The following is a 17,931-nucleotide window of genomic DNA, read 5'->3' on the forward strand; positions in this document are numbered from 1 at the left end:
GCACAGCGTGCCCGGACCCTCACTCCGAGGCCAGCCGCCGCAGGATGCCGGTGGCGTCGGCCACGACGGTCTCGATGAGGTCGCCGACCGCGGGCAGGTCGTCGAGCAGGCCGACGACCTGCCCGGACGCCAGCACCCCGGCGCTCCGGTCGCCCTCGACGAGCCCGGCGCGCAACAGCATCGGCGTGTTGGCGGCCATCAGGACCTGCGACCAGGTCCGGTCGCCACCCCGTTTCATCCGCACTCCCTCGGTGGCCAGCGAGCGCCACGACAGCCCGGTCAGTTTCCGGAACTTCGAGGCGTTGCGGGCGGCCCTGGCGAACCCGCGCACCGGACCGGCGGACTCGAGCGCGTCGACCAGTTCCGTGCGGAGGACGCGATGCGGCATCCCGTCCACCTTGCGGGTGACGACGGTGCCGTTGAGATCACGGGCGAGATAGGCCTGCTTGATCTCGTCGGGAACGGTGCTCTCCCTCGTCAGGAGGAACCGGGTGCCCATGGCGACGCCGGCCGCCCCGTAGGCGAGCGCGGCGGCCAGCCCCCGGCCGTCGAAGAAGCCGCCCGCCGCGACCACCGGGATGTCGACCGCGTCCAGCACCGAAGGCAGCAGCAGGGTCGTCGCGACCCCGCCGGTGTGCCCGCCGCCCTCGCCGCCCTGCACGATGACGGCGTCGGCACCCCAGCCCGCGACCTTCTCCGCGTGCCTGGCCGCGCCGACCGAAGGGACGACGAGGACGCCGTTGTCCTTGAGCCGCGCGATCATGTCCTTCTTCGGCGCGAGCGCGAAGGACGCGACGCGGACCTCCTCGGTGATGAGCAGTTCGACCCGGCGCGCGGCATCTTCGGCGTCCGCGCGGAGATTGACGCCGAACGGCTGGGACGTGCGGCTCTTGACCTCCTTGACGGCTGCCGCCAGCTCGTCGTAGGTCATCGTCGCGGACGCGAGGATGCCGAGGCCGCCCGCTTCCGCCGTCGCGGACACCAGTCGCGGCCCGGCGACCCAGCCCATCCCGGTCTGCACGATCGGATGCCGGATCCCGGCCAGCTCGGTCAGCGCGGTCTTCACGACGGCACTTCCTTGTCCCGCAAGGACTTCGGATCCAGGCTGGTGCGGATCAGCAGCAGCTCGGACTCGGTCGGCAGCCGGGACTCGGTGACCCCGTCGGTGATCAGCGGGAACGACGTCGCCTCGACGACCTCGTCCACGGAAACGCCCGGATGCACGGAAAGCAGCCTCGGCGCGTGGTCTTCGCCGCCGAAGTCCAGGACGCCGAGGTTGGTGACTACGCGGTGGACGTCGTGATACCGCAACCCGGCCTCGCGTGCCCTGGCATGGCCGACGCCGGACACGACGTCGACCTGATCGACGAACACCCGCTTGCCGTGCCGCGGAACCCAATAGCTCGTGCGGTGGTTGGCCGTGTTGCCCGGCCCGCCGCGTACACCGAGAAGTTGTTTCTTGGGACGGGAATGGTCGCCGATCGCCGAGATGTTCTGGTTGCCCTCGCCGTCGATCTGGTTGGCGCCCATGACCACATGTCGTTTTCCGCGCGGTACCACGGTGTCGAGGACCTTGCGGAACGGCTGCCAGCCTTCGACGACGGCGTCAGGGGTCATCAAGTACGCCTCGCCGTCGGACAGCAGGATGTCCGGTTCGAAAGTCAGCCTCGCCAGCCTGGCGCCCAGCGACGGGATGAACCCCATGGGGCTCACCACGATTTCGCCGTCACCGCGGAACAATTCGGCGCAGGCCACGACAGCCACTTCGGCACGACTGATGTCACTCATGCGGACTCCCCGAATTCGGCGACGGCCTTCTGGTAGTGCGCTTCGTCGCCGGACAGGAACCTGTCGACGAAGTGCGGCCACGCGTCGAGATCCTTGGCCGCTTCGGCGTAGTGACGCTGGAAACGTTCGTCGCGTCCGTAGTCCGGGACGGCGGTGGTGAAATGCGCGCCGTTCGGTGTTTCGGCCACCCCGGTGACGAGCATCCGGCTCAGCAGCAGGCTCTGCACCGGCCCCGCTTCGGCGAGTTCGGCCGTCTCCACGATCTTTTCCGTGGACACGTAACACTTTTCGGCGGCCAGAGCGAACAGTTCGTCGAAGTACGGATCCGGCCCCAGATACTGCGCGTTGCCCCGGGCGTCGGCGCGGTTGAGGTGGACGAAGGCCGCGTCGAGCTCCAGCGCGGGCACGGCCAGCAGCTCTTCGGCGTCGTCGTACGGCGAGCGGATGGTGCGCAAAGACGGGTTCAGGTCCCTGACGCCGGAGCCGAGTCCCGCCCGCGTCGGCAGGAACGGAAGTCGTTGCGCGGCAGCGGAAAGGCCGGTCCCGAAAACACCTTCGTCGTACTCGGTGACGGAGATCGACCCGGACTCCCGCGCCCGGGAGAACCACGGGTCGTAGGGGATCGAGTCCAGGGTGACGAAGCCGAACACGAGATGCTTGATCTTGCCGGCCGAGGCCAGCAGCCCGACGTCCGGACCGCCGTAGGAGACCACGGTGAGATCCTTGACCGGCGAGCGCAGGATCGCGCGCACCAGCGCCATCGGCTTGCGCCGCGAGCCCCAGCCGCCGATGCCGATCGTCATGCCGTCCCGCAGTTCGGCGGCCATCTCGTCCGGCGTCATGCGCTTGTCGGCCATCACTTCCCCTTACCGTCCAAGAACTCCTGGCGCGCGCCGTCGGAGACGCCCGCCAGATTGAGTTCGAAGGTGAATCCCTGCTCGAAGCGGTAGCTGCGGTGCACGGGCTGGACGTCGATGCCGTTGATGGCCTGTTTCGCGGCGCGGATCACGCGGGTGTCCTTCGCCGCGATCTGCCGCGCGACACCGAGCGCGGTCTCGTCGAGCTCCTCGCGCGAGACGACGGCGTAGACGGAACCGTGGTGGTGCAACTGGGCCGCGGTGATCGTCGACGCCGTGTAGTACAAGGCGCGCATCAGATGCTGGGGGACCAGCCGCGAGAGATGGGTCGCCGCGCCGAGCGCGCCGCGATCGACCTCCGGGAGGCCGAAGGTCGCGTCCTCGCTGGCGATCACCACGTCCGCGTTGCCGACCAGGCCTACCCCGCCGCCGAGGCAGAAGCCCTGCACCGCGGCGATCACCGGGACCGCGCAGTCGTACACGGCGGAGAACGCCGCCGCGCACCCCTCGTTCGCGCCGATCAGCGCGCCGTACCCCGGATCGCGCTGGATCTCCTTGATGTCGACCCCGGCGTTGAACCCGCGGCCTTCCGCGCGCAGCACCACCACATGGGTCGCGGGATCGCGTCCGGCGTCGGTGACGGCGGACGCGAGGGCGAACCAGCCCTTCACGCTCAGCGCGTTCACCGGGGGCGCGTCGACCGTGACCACGGCGATGCCGGGCTCCGGTGAGTGGGTGGAAACGGTCATCGTGCACCCTTCTCAGCTACCAAACCTAGCACTTGCTTGGTACGTTAGCAGGACGTCCGGCCCGGGTACAGCGACGTGAAGGAGGCCTCGCATGGCACTCGAACTCCGGCTCGACGGCGCCGTGGTGCTGGTGACCGGTGGGGTGCGCGGCGTCGGCGCCGGTGTCACCAGGACTTTCCTGCGTGCCGGCGCCGAAGTCGTCACCTGTGCCCGCACCGAACCCGAGCGGCCGGTCTGCGCCGGGGACAAGGCGTCGACGTTCATCTCCTGCGACGTCCGTGACCCGAAAGAGGTCGACGCGCTCGTCGAAGAGGTCGTCCGGCGGCACGGCAGGCTCGACGTCGTGGTCAACAACGCGGGCGGCGCGCCGTACGCCGAGGTGGCGAACGCGTCGCCGCGGTTCCACGAAAAGATCGTCTCGCTGAACCTGCTGGCGCCGTTGACCGTCGCCCGCGCGGCGAACGCGATCATGCAGCAGCAGGAAAGCGGCGGCGTCATCGTGAACATCAGCAGTGTCAGCGCGACGAGACCGTCGCCGGGGACAGCGTCCTACGGTGCGGCGAAGGCGGGCCTGGACAACCTGACCGCGTCGCTCGCCGTCGAGTGGGCGCCGAAGGTGCGGGTCAACGCGCTCGACGTCGGCATGGTGCGGACGGAGCACTCGCATCTGCACTACGGCGACGAGGCGGGCGTCGCGGCCGTGGGCGCGACAGTCCCGTTAGGACGGTTGGCCGAACCGGACGAGATCGGTTCCTGCGCGGTGTTCCTGGCGTCCTCGCTGGCGTCCTATGTCAGCGGCGCCTGCCTGACCGTGCACGGCGGGGGAGAGGTGCCTGCCTTTCTCGCCGCTTCCAATTCCAAGGTCGAAGAACGAAAGGAGCCGGTGTGAGCGGGATCGCCGACGGCCGGATCGTGGTGGTGACCGGGGCCGGTCGTGGAATCGGCAGGGCGCACGCGCTCGCCTTCGCCGCCGAGGGCGCGCGGGTGGTGGTGAACGACCTCGGCGCCGGGATCGACGGCAGCGGCGGGTCGGCGGGGCCCGCGCAGGACGTCGTCGACGAGATCGAGGCGCTCGGCGGCAAGGCGGTCGCGAACACCGACGACATCGCGTCCTGGGACGGCGCCGCCGCACTGGTGCGGACGGCCGTCGAAACGTTCGGCGGCTTGGACGTCCTGGTCAACAACGCGGGATTCCTGCGCGACCGGATGCTCGTCAACCTCGGCGAGGACGAATGGGACGCGGTCATCCGTGTCCACCTGAAGGGCCATTTCGCGCCGACGCGACACGCCGCCGAGTACTGGCGCGCCGAGGCGAAAGCGGGCCGGACGCGGGCCGCGCGGGTGATCAACACCAGCTCCGGCGCCGGCCTGCTCGGCAGCGTCGGGCAGGGGAACTACGCGGCCGCGAAGTCCGGGATCCTGGGCCTCACGCTGGTCGCGGCCACCGAATTCGCGCGCTACGGCGTCACCGTGAACGCGATCGCCCCGGCCGCCCGCACCCGCATGACCGAAGTGGCCTTCGCCGACGACATGGCCGCGCCGGAGGACGGTTTCGACGCCATGGCACCGGAAAACGTGTCGCCGCTGGTGGTGTGGCTCGGCAGTGAGGAGTCGTCCGGGGTCACCGGCCGGGTGTTCGAGGTCGACGGCGGACGCGTCTCGATCGCGCAAGGCTGGCGGCACGGCACGGTGCGGGACAAGGGTTCCCGGTGGGCACCGGCCGAACTCGGGCCGGTGGTGGCGGAGCTGTTGGCGGACGCTCCGGTCCCTGAGGCCGTTTACGGGGCTTAGCTCTTATGCCGTGAAGGGTCTCTTTGAGGCGATCATCGTCTCAAAGGGACCCTTCACGACATCCCCGACGACCGCGGACCCGTCCTCACCGCTCAGGAGGCGTCCCGTGCGAGATCCCGGACCGCGGGAAGCTGCTGAAACCCACCGGACTCGTAGGTCGCGACCGCGGCGACATTCGAACTAGGCGTGTTCACGCCCGCGCTCGACGACCCCAGTTCCTGGAGCGCGGCCGCCGCCGCGAAGGTGATCGCCTTGCCATGACCGTGCCCGCGATGGTCCCGGTGCACGCCCATCGGCTCGAGGATCCCGGGCTTCCCCGGGCCTGCCGACCATACGGCCACCGCCGCGACGGCGTTGTCCTCGTCGTCGTACCCGACCAGGCACCGGCCATCGGCATACGGCGCCCCGGCGGCCATCGTGTGCCACTTCTCGGGGGTGAAGGTCGACCCGTCGAACGCCGCCCGTGTCAGGTCGGCCCACACGTGCGCTCGGTCCGGTCCGATCATCTCGATCCGCAGGTCCGGGGCCTTCACCGGTTCGGTGAGGTCGCGGCGCAACGGTGTCCACGGTTCGTCGGTGCGCCAGCCGTGCTCGGGCAGGACGTCCTGGATGAACGCGTCCTTCGGCGCCTCGATGGACACGTTCCCCGGTGGAAGCACACCGCGTTCGGGCGCGATCACGTCTTCGGCCACCCGCCGTGCCAGTTCCTCGTCCCGGCGAACGTCCGGCGCGGTCGTGAGCCGCAGGAGGTCGGCTCCGTCCAGGAGACCGACGGCGAGAATCCGGCCGTCGCGGCGCCAGAGCCGGACCGCCGCGGCCGTCGCCTCCGCCCCCGAGCGCCAGAACCAGCCGAGGTCACCGGGATGCAGCTGCCAAGCCACCCCTTCGGATTGCCAGTCCCGCAGCGCCTCCACGGCTTCGTTCAGTCCGTCGAGTCCCGGTCGCTCCAAGTCGATCGCCATGCCGGTGATCACACCCCACCGAACGGCGGGCTCGCATCCGGTTTTCGGTGCGGCCAAGATGAGAAGGTGAAGTCACTTCAGCGCCGTCTCTGGGAAGCGGTCGAGCCGCTGCACGCCGTCGTCTACTTCGCCCCGGAAACGGCGGCCGCGGCCAAGGCGGTGGGTCTGCCCGGCTGGTGGATGGGCTATTTCGCCGGCCGGGTCGCGCCGCTCGGGCCGCTGCCGGAACCACCCGCGACCGCGATGCTCTTCGGGTTCTCCCCGCGGAGGGTCGCGCGATCCCTGCCGGACGCGTGGAAATACGCCGAACCGGCCGCCGTGCTCCAGAGCCGGATGGACGCCGTCGAGGCCGCCCTGAACCGGATCCTGCCCGCCGACGCGCCCTTCGAAGAACTGGCCGACCTGCTCGAACAGGCCGTCGCCGGCTGCGATTTCGCGGGCAGGCCGCTTGCCGCCGCCTGGTCTTCGGTCGCCAGGCCCGCCACGGCGGCCGGGCGAGTCTGGCTCGCGGCGACGGTGCTGCGCGAGCATCGCGGGGACGGTCACGTGCTCTCCGCGGTCGCCGCAGGATTGCGCGGACTCGACACCACGCTGACCCATATCGGCAGCGGGGCGGTGACCCGCGAGGTCATCCAGGTCAATCGTGGGTGGTCCGATGACGAATGGGACGAGAGCGTCGCGCGGTTGGCCGGACGAGGCTTCCTCGACGGCGATTTGAAGCTCACCGAGCAGGGAATCGCGCTGCGCCAACGGATCGAAGACGAGACCGACCGCCTCGCCGCCGGCCCCTCGGAAGCGCTCGGGGAGGTCGGAGCCGCCGAAGTCCTGCGGATCGCCATCCCGTTGAGCCGCCGGATCTTCGACACCGGCGCGATCCCGCTGCCGAATCCGATGGGGGCGCCGCGGCCCTGACCGCTCGAAACTGTCGGACCCCGGTGGGACGCTGTTCCGCATGGCGACGTGGCAGCAGTTCAGTGAAGAGGCACCCGCGCTGGCGGAGAAGATCAAAGAGCGGTTCACCGCGGCGAAGTCGCATGTGCTGGCGACGGTCCGGCGGGACGGCTCGCCAAGGGTCAGTGGCAGTGAGGTCGATTTCCGTGAACAGGACCTGCTGATCGGTTCGATGATCGGCGCGATGAAGGCGAAAGACCTACAGCACGACGGCAGGTTCGCGATCCACGCCGCCTCGGCGATCGACGAGGGCGGCGCGGACGCGAAGGTGTCGGGAAAGGCGTTCGAGATCACCGATCCGGCGGAGGTCGCCCGCCTGCAGGGCGACGACGGGGAGGCGCACGTCTTCCGGCTCGACCTCACCGAGGCGGTGCTGACCTGGGTCGAGGGCAACACCATCTATTTCGACTTCTGGAAGGAGGGTCAGGGGAGCAAACGGCTCGCGAGGCCGGACAACGGTCCGGTGGTCGAGGTCGGCTTGGGCTAGGCGCTAGATCCGTTCGATGATCGTGCCGGTGGAAAGCGCGCCGCCCGCGCACATCGTCACCAGCGCGGTGCTCGCGTCACGGCGTTCCAGTTCGTGCAGTGCCGTGGTCAGCAGGCGGGCGCCGGTGCTGCCGACGGGATGCCCGAGCGCGATCGCGCCACCGTTCACGTTGACCTTGTCCTCGTCGGGCCCGTGCACCCGTTGCCACGACAACACGACTGAAGCGAACGCCTCGTTGACTTCGAAGAGGTCGAGGTCGCCGATCGTCATCCCCGCCTTGGCCAGGACACGTTCGGTCGCCTGCACGGGACCGTCGAGGTGGTAGTACGGCTCCGCGCCGACCAAGGCCTGCGAGACGATCCGTGCTCGCGGCCGGAGGCCCAGCGTCTTCGCCCGGTCCGAGTCCATCAGGAGGAGCGCGGCCGCGCCGTCGGAGATCTGCGACGACGTTCCGGCCGTGTGCATGCCGCCTTCGAGGACGGGCTTGAGCTTGGCGAGGCCTTCGACGGTCGTGTCACGCAGCCCTTGGTCACGGGACACCAGCCGTGTCTCGCCGGTCGGCGTGCCGTCCTCGCCGAGCACGGGTGCCTTCACCGCGACGACCTCGCGATCGAAGTGTCCCGCTGCCCAAGCGGCTGCCGCCTTGGTCTGCGACGCGGTCCCGAACAGGTCGACGTCGTGGCGGGTGATCCCGCGGCGTTCCGCGATCCGCTCGGCCGCGCCGTACTGGTTCGGCATATCGATCGACCACGTCCGGGGCCGTGGCGTGCCGATGCCCTCGCCGCGGTTCGCGCCGAGCGGGACCCGGCTCATCGCCTCGACACCGCAGGAGACGCCCGCGTCGATCGCCCCGGCCGCGATGAGCCCGGCGATCAGATGCGTCGCCTGCTGCGCCGAGCCGCATTGGGCGTCGATGGTGGTCGCGCCCGTGGTCTCGGGGAGCCCGGCGTGCAGCCACGCCGTGCGCGTGACATTGCCCGCCTGCTCGCCTGCCTGGGTCACCGCACCGCCGATCGCCTGCTCGACCAGCGCTGGATCCAGCCCCGCGCGTTCGAGCAGGGCGCGCTGCGCCGCGCCGAGGATCTCGGCGGCATGCAGCCCCGCCAGGTGACCCCGCCGCTTGCCGACAGGGGTGCGGACCGCCTCGACGATCACCGGACTACCCACGTTCGCCTCCTGGGAAACACCGTTTACTACCGAGAAAAGTAGAACACGTTCTTGATTTGAGCAAGTCGCCCCTGGGTCGGCCGGTTTTTGATCACCGGTCGCCGGTCCCGCTTCATGCTGCGCTCGAACGGTTCCCGCTGGCCGAGTAAACGGGTTTCACTGAAACTCTTCACTTGGTAAACGCCGTATGCTTCAATCGGGTCTAGAACGTGTTTCATTGGCGAACCGCGTAGGAGGTAGCCCGTGGCCGCTCCCCTGATCCCCGCCGGTTTCGATTTCACCGATCCGGATCTTTACGCCACCAGACTGCCTCTGGAGGAGTTCGCCGAACTCCGCCGTACGGCACCGGTCTGGTGGAACCCGCAGCCGCACAACACCGCGGGCTTCCGCGATGACGGCTACTGGGTGGTCAGCCGGCTCGAAGACGTCAAGGCGGTGTCGAGGGACAGCGAGCTGTTCTCCTCCCGGGAGAAGACCGCGATCATCCGGTTCGACGAGAACATGACCGACGACAGTCTCGAAGCCAATCGTCTGGTCCTGCTCAACATGGACGCCCCGCAGCACACGAAGCTGCGGCGGATCGTGTCGAAGGGCTTCACGCCGAGGTCGATCGCGAAGCTCGAAGACACCCTGCGCGATCGTGCGGAGAAGATCGTCGGCGAGGCCAAGAAAAAGGGCTCCGGCGACTTCGTAGTGGACGTCGCGTGCGAACTTCCGTTGCAGGCCATCGCCGAACTGATCGGCATCCCGCAGGAAGACCGGATGAAGGTCTTCGACTGGTCGAACCAGATGGTCTCCTACGACGACCCCGAGTACGAGGTCGAGCCGCTCGCCGCGTCGGCGGAGATCGTCGGCTACGCCTGGAACATGGCCGAAGAGCGGCGCAAGTGCCCGATGGACGACATCGTCACGAAGCTGATCCAAGCCGACGTCGACGGTGAGTCGCTGGCCTCCGACGAATTCGGGTTCTTCGTCATCCTGCTCGCCGTCGCGGGCAACGAGACCACGCGCAACGCGATCACCCACGGGATGAAGGCGTTCCTCGATCACCCCGATCAGTGGGAGCTGTACAAGAAGGAGCGGCCGAAGACCGCCCCGGACGAGATCGTCCGCTGGGCAACGCCGGTGGTCGCCTTCCAGCGCACCGCGACCAGGGACACCGAACTCGGCGGGCAGCACATCCGCAAGGGCGACCGGGTCGGGATGTTCTACAGCTCCGCGAACTTCGACCCGGACCATTTCGACGAGCCGGAGAAGTTCGACATCCTCCGCGAGGACAACCCCCACGTCGGCTTCGGCGGCACGGGATCGCACTACTGCATCGGCGCCAACCTCGCGCGGCTGGAAATCGATCTGATCTTCAACGCCATCGCCGATGTCATGCCGGACATCACCGAAGTCTCGCCGCCGGACCGGCTCCGGTCGAGCTGGCTCAACGGGATCAAGCACTACCAGGTCCGGTACGCCTGAGCCGATGCCGTGAGGCACCATGGGGCCATGGGTCCCCACGTTCAGGTCGACGTCGAAATGTCCTTCCGGGTCACGAAACCCGGCCCCGCCGCGTTCGTGGTCGCGCTCGCCGGCGGGGCCGCCCAGGAGGAGTTCGCCTATCCCGCGCCGCCGCGCCAGGTGGCGTTCGAGCACGGGACCCGGGGCCAGGTCGTCGATCTGCCGTCCGGGGAACACGTCGTGCGATACCGGGCCCAACGCGAACTCGGCGCCGCCGACGCCGAGCCGCTCGGTCAAGACGATCTGATCCGCTACACCCGGCCCAGCCGGTACTGCCCCTCGGACCGGATGGGCGGGCTCGCGTTGTCCCGCTTCGGTGGCTTGCCCGACACGCGCACCCAGGTGGAGGCGATCGTCCGGCACGTCGGCGAACACCTGTCCTATGTGGTCGGTTCCGGTTCGCCGACCGACGACGCCGTCGACACCTACCTCGCCGGGGCGGGGGTTTGCCGCGACTACGCGCACGTCTGCATCTCGCTGTGCCGCGTGATCGACATCCCCGCCCGGTTCGCCGCGGTCTACGCGCCCGGACTGTCCCCAATGGACTTCCACGCCGTGTTCGAGGCCGCGATCGACGGCCGCTGGTACGTCTTCGACGCGACCGGCCTCGCGCCGAGGCAGAGCCTGTGCCGGATCGCGACCGGACGCGATGCCGCCGACACCGCGTTCCTCTCCACCCTCGGCTGTGAGCTGGACTTTCTCGGTAACACCGTCCTGGCGACCGCGGGCCCGTCACTGCCGGAGGACGACGGCTCGGGACTGATCGCGCTCGCTTGATCGCGTGTTGACCACGAGCCGTGACCTCGCTGAGGTAGACATTGGCGTGTGAGGGAGAAGCAAGCACCGACGAAATGGAAGCGGCTGCGTGCCCGCTACCGCTGGCTGGACCACGTGGCGCGGGCGGTGAACCGCTACATCGAGTACGGCGGGTACCACTACGTCGCGTCGATCACCTATTTCAGCCTGTTCTCGCTGGTGCCCATCCTCATGGTCGCGGTGTCGGTGGCAGGCTTCGTGCTGGCGAGCCAGCCGCAGCTGATCGAGTCGATGCTGAGCGCGATCACCGGGACCCTGCCCGGCGGCCTCGGCGACAAGGCGGGCGAGCTGCTCACCGGGTTCGTGGAGCAGCGGACCAGCGTCGGGATCATCGGTCTGATCATCGGGCTGTACTCCGGCTGGAACTGGATGAACTCGCTCCGCGACGCGCTCACCGCGCTGTGGGGCCAGAACCGGTCGGATCTGCCGTTGCTGCGCACGATCGCCGCGGATCTGCTCGCGCTGCTCGGCCTCGCGAGCGCGCTGCTGGTCTCCTTCGCCATCACGATTTCCGGCTCCGCGCTCGGCCGGTATCTGCTGGGGCTGGCCGGGGTGGACGACACCGCCTGGGGGCACAACGTGCTGTCGGCGATCTCGATTCCCTTGGCGCTGCTGGCGAACTGGCTCGTGTTCCTCTGGGTGCTCACCCGGCTGCCGCGAAAGCCGGTCGGTGTCCGTAGCGCGATGCGCGGCGCGGTCGCGCTGGCACTGGGCTTCGAACTGCTGAAGCAGGCCGGTGGGATCTACCTGCGATTGATCGGGAACTCGCCGACCGGGGTCGCGTTCGGCTCCATCATCGGTCTGATCTTCTTCATCTCGCTGGTGGCCCGGATGCTGGTGTTCGTCACGGCTTGGACGGCGACCGCGCGCGACGCCCCACCGGATCCGGTCCGGCCGCCGCCGCCCGTGGTGGTCCGGCCCGTGATGGCGGCGCCCGATCGGCACGGCCTCAAACCGGTGCTGGTGGGTGCGGTGACCGGAGTGGTCGCGACACTGGCCGCGCAACGCCTCCGGCCACGCCGCCGTCCCTGACCCGTGCGATGAAGGACGCTTTCATAGCAAAATTTGCTATGAAAGCGTCCTTCATTGCACGCTCGGGGGACCGTCAGCTCGGTTTGGCCGAGCCCACCACCCACATCGAGAAGAACTGCGAACCGCCGCCGTACGCGTGCCCGAGCGCGATCCGCGCGCCGTCGATCTGGTAGTCCCCGGCCCGGCCCATCACCTGCTTGGCCGCTTCGGAGAACCGGAGCATGCCGGACGCGCCGATCGGGTTCGACGACAGGACACCGCCCGACGGATTGATCGGCAAGCGGCCACCGAGCGCGGTTTCGCCTGCCTCGGTGAGTTTCCAGCCTTGGCCCTCGCCGGTGAATCCCAGGTTCTCCAGCCACATCGGCTCGAACCACGAGAACGGCACGTAGATCTCGGCCGCGTCCACTTCGGACAGTGGGTCGGTGATGCCCGCGTCCCGCCACAGCGCGGCGGCGGCGTCCCGGCCGGCCTGGGGGTTCACCTGGTCACGTCCGGCGAACGTGGTCGGTTCGGTGCGCATCGCGGTCGCGTGGATCCACGCGGCGCCACCGGGGACGGCGTCGCCCGATGCCTCGTCGCCGATCACCATCGCGCAAGCACCGTCCGAGGACGGGCACGTTTCGTCGTAGCGGATCGGGTCCCACAGCATCTGCGACGCCTGCACCGACTCGACCGTGATGTCGGACTGCCGCAGATGAGCGTAGGGATTCAGGGCGCCATTGCGGCGATCCTTGGCCGCGACGATCGCGCCGATGTGGTCGGGCGCGCCGGACCGGCGGATGTACGAGCGCACGTGCGGTGCGAAATAGCCGCCCGCCCCGGCGCCCACCGGCATCTGGAACGGCGGCAGAATCGACAGGCCCCACATCGCGTTCGACTCGGATTGCTTCTCGAAGGCCACGGTCAGCACCCGGTTGTGCACCCCGGCCTGCACCAGCGACGCCGCGACGAGCGCGGTCGAACCACCCACCGAACCCGCGGTGTGCACCCGCAGCAACGGCTTCCCGGTCGCGCCGAGCGCGTCGGCGAGGAACAGTTCGGGCATCATCACGCCCTCGAACAGATCCGGCGCCTTGCCGAGGACGACGGCGTCGATGTCGTCCCAGCCGGTCTGGGCGTCGAGCATCGCCCGGTCGATGGCCTCCCGGAGCAGTCCGGGCATGGACACGTCGGTGCGTTTGGCCTTGTGGTGGGTCTGGCCGGTTCCCAGTACGGCCGCGAGGTGCTTCACGAGAGGACCTCCAAGGTCGCGACCAGGTTCTGCTGGAGGACGGGGCCGCTGGTCGCGTGGGCGAGGGTTTTGCGCGCGCTGCCGTCGAGGATGCGGTTCGCCGCCTCGCCGATCCGCGCCAGCCCCGCCGAGAACATCGGGTTTCCGGTCAGGACCCCGCCGGAGGGGTTGATCCGCACCTGGTCGCCGAGGCCCAGCGCCTCGCGCAGGATCAGTTCCTGGTGGGTGAACGGCGCGTGCAGTTCCGCGACCTCGACGCCGTCGAGATCGAGCGCGCGCCCGGCGGCCACTGTGGACGGTGACCTGGTGAGATCCCGGACACCGAGCGCGGGGGAGTCGACGCGATGCTCGATGCCGGTGATCACCGCGGGACTGTCGACGAGGTCCGCCGCCCGCTCGACCGAGGCGAGCACGAGGACGGCGGCGCCGTCGGTGACGGGGGCGATGTCGTGGGCCCGTAGGGGATCCGCGACGAACGGGGCGTCAAGGAGATCGGCGACTTCGACGGATCCGGAGAGCTGCGCGGCGGGATTCCCGGCGGCGTCGGCGCGGCTGCGCGCGGCGACTTCGGCGAGATCCTTTTCGGACCACAGCCCGGCTTCGAGCCCCAGCCTCGCCTGGATCCCGGCGACGCTCACCGAGTCCGGCCACAGCGGCGCGACGACGTACGGGTCCATTTGCAGGGCCAGCACCCGGCGCAGCTGCCCGGCGGAGGACTTGCCGAACCCGTAGACGAGTGCCGTGTCGACCTCGCCCATCCGGATCTTCAGCCACGCCTCGTACAACGCCCACGCGGCGTCCATCTCGACGTGCGACTCGTGGATCGGCGGGAAGGCGCCGATGGCGTCGACCGCGGCGATGAACGAGAACGCGCGGCCGGCGAGGTAGTCCGAGGAGCCGGAGCACCAGAACCCGATGTCCTCTTTGGACAGACCGGTGCGCTCGAAGACCTCGGCGAAGATCGGCACCAGCATTTCCACGCCGTTGGTGGTGCCCGGGGTGCTGCGGACGTTGGGGGCCTGCGCGAAGCCCACGACTGCTACATCTGGCACGGTGGTCCTCACAGATGGTGGGCGAAGGATTCGTACGGTGCGTCAGGCTCGCCGGTCGGTTCGAAATGACCGATGTTCTCCAGCGACGTCCACCAGTCGTCCCGCGGTTTCCACGCGGCCCGGACCCGCATGCCCATCCGGACGTCGGTGGCGTCGCAGCCGAGGACGAGATGCAGGAACGCGATGTCCGCGCCGTCGAGCAGGATGTACGCGGCCACGTACGGCGGTTTGATCTTCTGTCCGAGGAACGGCACGTTCACGATGCAGAACGTGGTGACGATGCCGGTGTCGGGCAGCTCGACCTCGTCGGTGGTCGGGACGCCGTCGGTCGGGCAGGCACCGCGCGGCGGGATGTAGACCTTCTCGCAGGACGGGCAGCGCTGGCCGATCAGCTTCCCCTCGGCGAGCCCGCGCAGGTACCGGCTTTCCTCCGGTGACGCGGAATGCTCGTAACGCAGGTGGATCGGCGTGATCACCACGCTGACCGGCGCACCCTCTTCGCGTTTCGCGACAGGGGGAGGCGCCTCGGTGGATTCGGTGTCGGGTCCGTCGGCGGGGACGAAGTAGGCGATGTCCCGGATGTGGCCGACGGTCTCGTCCGCCCAGCGGATCCGCACTCGCTGTCCAGTGTGGACTTCTCTGGGGCTGCCCGCGTCGACCGCGTGCAGGATCGACGTGTCGGCGCCGTCGAGCCGGATCAGCGCCCAGGCGAACGGCCGCGACAACGGCTGGCCGTCGAGGGGTTCGGCGATCCAGGACCAGGAGACGATCTCGCCCTCGGAGGCCACCGGCACGAAGTCGGACAGCGCCTCGGCGGTCACGGGATCGTATTCCAGCGGCGGTACGTGCACGCGGCCGTCACTGCCGCGAACGCCTTCGACGCGGCGCTCGCGCAGGGCGTTGACGAACCGGCCGAGCACGGGGCCGACCGAGCGGGTGTAGTCGAAGCCCACGTTGAGCGGGGCCGACAGCGGGAGTTCGGGTGCGCTCACATTCTGAGTGAAACACGTTCTCGATTTTCCGGCAAGATCGGTCGTGTCGGGCTCGCTGACGGTTGCTCTTGAGTGGAACGCGTTCTAGATTTGCGGTATGTCGACTGCCACCGGGACACTTGGGGTCTGGAACATCGCCGCGCAGGAGCCGGAGCGGGTCGCACTCGTCGATCCGGACGGCCGCTCGATCGGCTACGGAGAGCTCGCCGCGAAAGCGAACGCGTACGCGCGGGGGCTTCAGGCGCTCGGGCTCGAGGCAGGCGACGTGGTCGTCGTTCTGCAGCCCAACGGCGACGAACTCGTCGCGGCCTATTTCGCCGCCATCCAGTCCGGTCTGTACATCGTGGTGGTCAACTGGCATCTGGTCGGGCCGGAGGTCGCCTACATCCTTTCCGACAGTGGCGCCAAGGCCTTCCTGGCGCACGAACGCTTCGCCGACGTCGCGATCGCCGCCGCCGACGAGGCCGGGATCCCGGAACGCGGGCGGTTCGCCGTCGGCGACGTCGAAGGCTTCCGCCGGATCGAGGAACTCGGCTCCGGCGAGGGCGACGGGCGTCCGGAGCGGCGCACCGCGGGCTCGCCGATGCTGTACACGTCCGGGACAACGGGACGGCCCAAGGGTGTCCGGCGGCCGCTGACCGGCGCCGACCCCGACACCGTTCCGGGCGCGTCGACGTGGTTCTTCGGGATCTTCGGCCTGGCGCCGCACGACGAGCACGTGCACCTGTGCGGGTCGCCGCTCTATCACACGGCGGTGCTCAACTTCGTCGCCATCTCGCTGCAGCTGGGGCATACCGCGGTGCTGATGGACCGTTGGGACGCCGAGGACATGCTGCGGCTGATCGAGCGGCACCGCGTCACGCACAGTCATATGGTCCCGACGCAGTTCCGCCGCCTGCTCGCGCTGCCGGACGACGTCCGCGCGGTCTACGACCTGAGTTCGCTGCGCGTGATGATCCACGGCGCCGCGCCTTGTCCGCTGGAGGTCAAACGCCGGATGCTCGGCTGGTGGGGGCCGGTCGTCACCGAGTACTACGCGGCCACGGAGGGCGGCGGGACGGCGATCTCGGGGGAGGAGTGGCTCGGGAAGCCGGGTTCGGTGGGGCTGCCGTGGCCGGGTTCGACGATCAAGATCCTCGACGACGAGGGCACGGAACTGCCCGCGGGCGAAACCGGCACCGTGTACATGAAGATGGGCGACTCGAAGTTCGAGTACCACAAGGACCGGGCCAAGACGGACAAAGCGCGCGTCGGGGACCTGTTCACGCTCGGCGACGTCGGGCATCTCGACGAGGACGGTTACCTCTTCCTCCACGACCGCAAGGCCGACCTGATCATCTCGGGCGGGGTCAACGTCTACCCGGCGGAGATCGAAGGCGAACTGGTGATGCACCCGAAGATCGCCGACGTCGCGGTGTTCGGTGTCCCGCACGAGGACTGGGGCGAGGCGATCAAGGCCGTCGTCGAGCCCGCGGACGGCGTCGAGCCCTCCGAAGAGTTGACCGCGGAGATCCTCGAGTACGCGGCGTCGCGGCTGGCGAAGTTCAAACTCCCGCGTTCCGTCGACTACTTGCCCGAACTCCCGCGCGACCCGAACGGGAAGCTCTACAAGCGCAAGCTCCGCGACCCCTACTGGGCCGGACACCGCGTGCCGTAACGCAATCAGTCACCTACTTGCGATGGCATCCTCTCGCAAGTAGGTGACTAATTGCGGGGTCAGCGGCCTCGGAAGACGGGTTTGCGCTTCTCGGCGAAGGCACGGGGACCTTCCTTCGCGTCTTCGCTCGCGAAGACCTCGATGCCGTACTGGGCGTCGAGCTTGAAGGCCTCTTCCTCGTGCATGCCCTCGGTGTCGCGCAGGGTCTTGAGGATCGCGCGGACCGCGAGCGGGCCGTTCGCCGCGATCAGGCCGGCCAGCTCCATGGCCTTGTCGAGGGCCTTCCCGTCCGGGACGACGTGGCCGATCAGGCCGATCTCCAGCGCCTCGGCCGCCTTGATGTGCCGTCCGGTCAGCAGCAGGTCCGCGGCGACGGTGTACGGGATCTGGCGGGGGAGCCGCACGGCCGAACCGCCCATCGGGAACAGGCTCCACCGCGCCTCGGAGACGCCGAACTTCGCGCTCTCGCCCGCGACGCGGATGTCCGTACCCTGCAGGATCTCCGTGCCGCCGGCGATCGCGGCGCCTTCGACGGCGGCGATCAACGGCTTCGTCAGCCGACGGCCCTTGAGCAGGCCCTCGATCCGGCTGGGGTCGAACGTGCCCTTCTCGAACGAGTCGGACGGCGAGTTCTTCGACATCGACTTCAGATCCGCGCCCGCGCAGAACGCGCCACCCGCGCCGGTGAGTACGCAGCAGCGGATGTCGTCGTCCTCGTCGACCCGGTTCCACGCCTCGACCATGATCCCGAGCATCTCGCCGCTGAGCGCGTTGCGAGCCTCGGGACGGTTCATCGTGACCACGAGGGTGTGTTCGATCTTTTCCACCAGCGCGTGCGGTTCGCCCACCAGAACCTCCCAAAGAGCGGCCATTGCCCGGAACGATAA

General features: G+C 69.1%; 18 protein-coding genes. 8 read left to right on the plus strand and 10 right to left on the minus strand.

The window, feature by feature from the left end; translation table 11 throughout:
- Positions 1-19 precede the first annotated feature (19 nt).
- The 4 genes from DL991_RS01425 to DL991_RS01440 are packed head-to-tail and all read right to left on the minus strand — an operon-like array spanning position 20 to position 3,394.
- Positions 20-1,066 (minus strand): nitronate monooxygenase family protein, encoded by a 1,047-nt coding sequence (locus DL991_RS01425; protein WP_125780138.1) that lies wholly within the window; start codon positions 1,064-1,066, stop codon positions 20-22.
- The gene (locus DL991_RS01430; protein ID WP_125780140.1) at positions 1,063-1,788 is read right to left on the minus strand and encodes a CoA-transferase subunit beta; all 726 of its coding nucleotides are present in this window, start codon (positions 1,786-1,788) and stop codon (positions 1,063-1,065) included. Before DL991_RS01430 ends, DL991_RS01425 begins: the two co-directional genes overlap by 4 nt.
- A complete protein-coding gene (locus tag DL991_RS01435; RefSeq protein ID WP_125780142.1) occupies positions 1,785-2,645 on the minus strand; it encodes a CoA transferase subunit A in 861 nt (286 codons plus the stop codon). Before DL991_RS01435 ends, DL991_RS01430 begins: the two co-directional genes overlap by 4 nt.
- Positions 2,645-3,394 carry an enoyl-CoA hydratase family protein gene (locus DL991_RS01440; protein WP_125780144.1) on the minus strand — a complete coding sequence of 250 codons (750 nt, stop codon included), beginning with the start codon at positions 3,392-3,394 and terminating at the stop codon, positions 2,645-2,647. The genes DL991_RS01435 and DL991_RS01440 overlap by 1 nt, the downstream gene beginning before the upstream one ends.
- Before the next feature lie 91 nt (positions 3,395-3,485).
- Between DL991_RS01440 and DL991_RS01445 the strand changes: the two genes are divergently transcribed.
- Entirely contained in the window at positions 3,486-4,283 is a 798-nt protein-coding gene (locus DL991_RS01445; RefSeq protein WP_125780146.1) for an SDR family oxidoreductase, read from the plus strand.
- Entirely contained in the window at positions 4,280-5,185 is a 906-nt protein-coding gene (locus DL991_RS01450) for an SDR family oxidoreductase (RefSeq protein WP_125780148.1), read from the plus strand. Before DL991_RS01445 ends, DL991_RS01450 begins: the two co-directional genes overlap by 4 nt.
- A gap of 92 nt (positions 5,186-5,277) precedes the next feature.
- Here DL991_RS01450 and DL991_RS01455 read toward each other — a convergent pair whose 3' ends face one another.
- Positions 5,278-6,147: an N-acetyltransferase gene (locus DL991_RS01455; RefSeq protein ID WP_125780150.1), complete on the minus strand. Its 870-nt coding sequence runs from the start codon at positions 6,145-6,147 to the stop codon at positions 5,278-5,280.
- A 66-nt stretch (positions 6,148-6,213) separates the two neighbouring features.
- Between DL991_RS01455 and DL991_RS01460 the strand changes: the two genes are divergently transcribed.
- Both DL991_RS01460 and DL991_RS01465 read left to right on the plus strand, forming a co-directional pair.
- Positions 6,214-7,059: a hypothetical protein gene (locus tag DL991_RS01460; protein ID WP_125780152.1), complete on the plus strand. Its 846-nt coding sequence runs from the start codon at positions 6,214-6,216 to the stop codon at positions 7,057-7,059.
- Positions 7,060-7,099: 40 nt separating this feature from the next.
- Entirely contained in the window at positions 7,100-7,585 is a 486-nt protein-coding gene (locus tag DL991_RS01465) for a pyridoxamine 5'-phosphate oxidase family protein (protein WP_125780154.1), read from the plus strand.
- 3 nt (positions 7,586-7,588) lie between these two features.
- Here the strand turns inward: DL991_RS01465 and DL991_RS01470 are convergent, their stop codons facing one another.
- Positions 7,589-8,752 (minus strand): steroid 3-ketoacyl-CoA thiolase, encoded by a 1,164-nt coding sequence (locus DL991_RS01470; protein ID WP_125780156.1) that lies wholly within the window; start codon positions 8,750-8,752, stop codon positions 7,589-7,591.
- A gap of 243 nt (positions 8,753-8,995) precedes the next feature.
- Here DL991_RS01470 and DL991_RS01475 point away from each other — a divergent pair, with 243 nt between their 5' ends.
- The 3 genes from DL991_RS01475 to DL991_RS01485 are packed head-to-tail and all read left to right on the plus strand — an operon-like array spanning position 8,996 to position 12,109.
- Positions 8,996-10,222: a cytochrome P450 gene (locus DL991_RS01475; protein ID WP_125780158.1), complete on the plus strand. Its 1,227-nt coding sequence runs from the start codon at positions 8,996-8,998 to the stop codon at positions 10,220-10,222.
- Between the two features lie 27 nt (positions 10,223-10,249).
- A complete protein-coding gene (locus tag DL991_RS01480; protein WP_125780160.1) occupies positions 10,250-11,038 on the plus strand; it encodes a transglutaminase family protein in 789 nt (262 codons plus the stop codon).
- Between the two features lie 48 nt (positions 11,039-11,086).
- The gene (locus DL991_RS01485; protein WP_125780162.1) at positions 11,087-12,109 is read left to right on the plus strand and encodes a YhjD/YihY/BrkB family envelope integrity protein; all 1,023 of its coding nucleotides are present in this window, start codon (positions 11,087-11,089) and stop codon (positions 12,107-12,109) included.
- 73 nt (positions 12,110-12,182) lie between these two features.
- Here the strand turns inward: DL991_RS01485 and DL991_RS01490 are convergent, their stop codons facing one another.
- Genes DL991_RS01490 through DL991_RS01500 form a run of 3 tightly spaced genes read right to left on the minus strand, consistent with a single transcriptional unit; the run spans position 12,183 to position 15,387 of the window.
- Positions 12,183-13,343 carry a thiolase domain-containing protein gene (locus tag DL991_RS01490; RefSeq protein WP_125780164.1) on the minus strand — a complete coding sequence of 387 codons (1,161 nt, stop codon included), beginning with the start codon at positions 13,341-13,343 and terminating at the stop codon, positions 12,183-12,185.
- Entirely contained in the window at positions 13,340-14,395 is a 1,056-nt protein-coding gene (locus DL991_RS01495; RefSeq protein ID WP_125780166.1) for a thiolase domain-containing protein, read from the minus strand. Before DL991_RS01495 ends, DL991_RS01490 begins: the two co-directional genes overlap by 4 nt.
- Positions 14,396-14,403: 8 nt before the next feature.
- A complete protein-coding gene (locus DL991_RS01500) occupies positions 14,404-15,387 on the minus strand; it encodes a Zn-ribbon domain-containing OB-fold protein (RefSeq protein ID WP_125780168.1) in 984 nt (327 codons plus the stop codon).
- Between the two features lie 97 nt (positions 15,388-15,484).
- Here DL991_RS01500 and DL991_RS01505 point away from each other — a divergent pair, with 97 nt between their 5' ends.
- On the plus strand, positions 15,485-17,044 hold the full coding sequence (locus tag DL991_RS01505) for an acyl-CoA synthetase (protein ID WP_125780169.1): 1,560 nt from the start codon (positions 15,485-15,487) through the stop codon (positions 17,042-17,044).
- Positions 17,045-17,103: 59 nt separating this feature from the next.
- Here DL991_RS01505 and DL991_RS01510 read toward each other — a convergent pair whose 3' ends face one another.
- Positions 17,104-17,892 (minus strand): crotonase/enoyl-CoA hydratase family protein, encoded by a 789-nt coding sequence (locus DL991_RS01510; protein WP_125780413.1) that lies wholly within the window; start codon positions 17,890-17,892, stop codon positions 17,104-17,106.
- Positions 17,893-17,931: the final 39 nt, after the last annotated feature.

The sequence above is a fragment of the Amycolatopsis sp. WAC 01375 genome (assembly GCF_003947325.1).
Lineage (GTDB): Bacteria > Actinomycetota > Actinomycetes > Mycobacteriales > Pseudonocardiaceae > Amycolatopsis.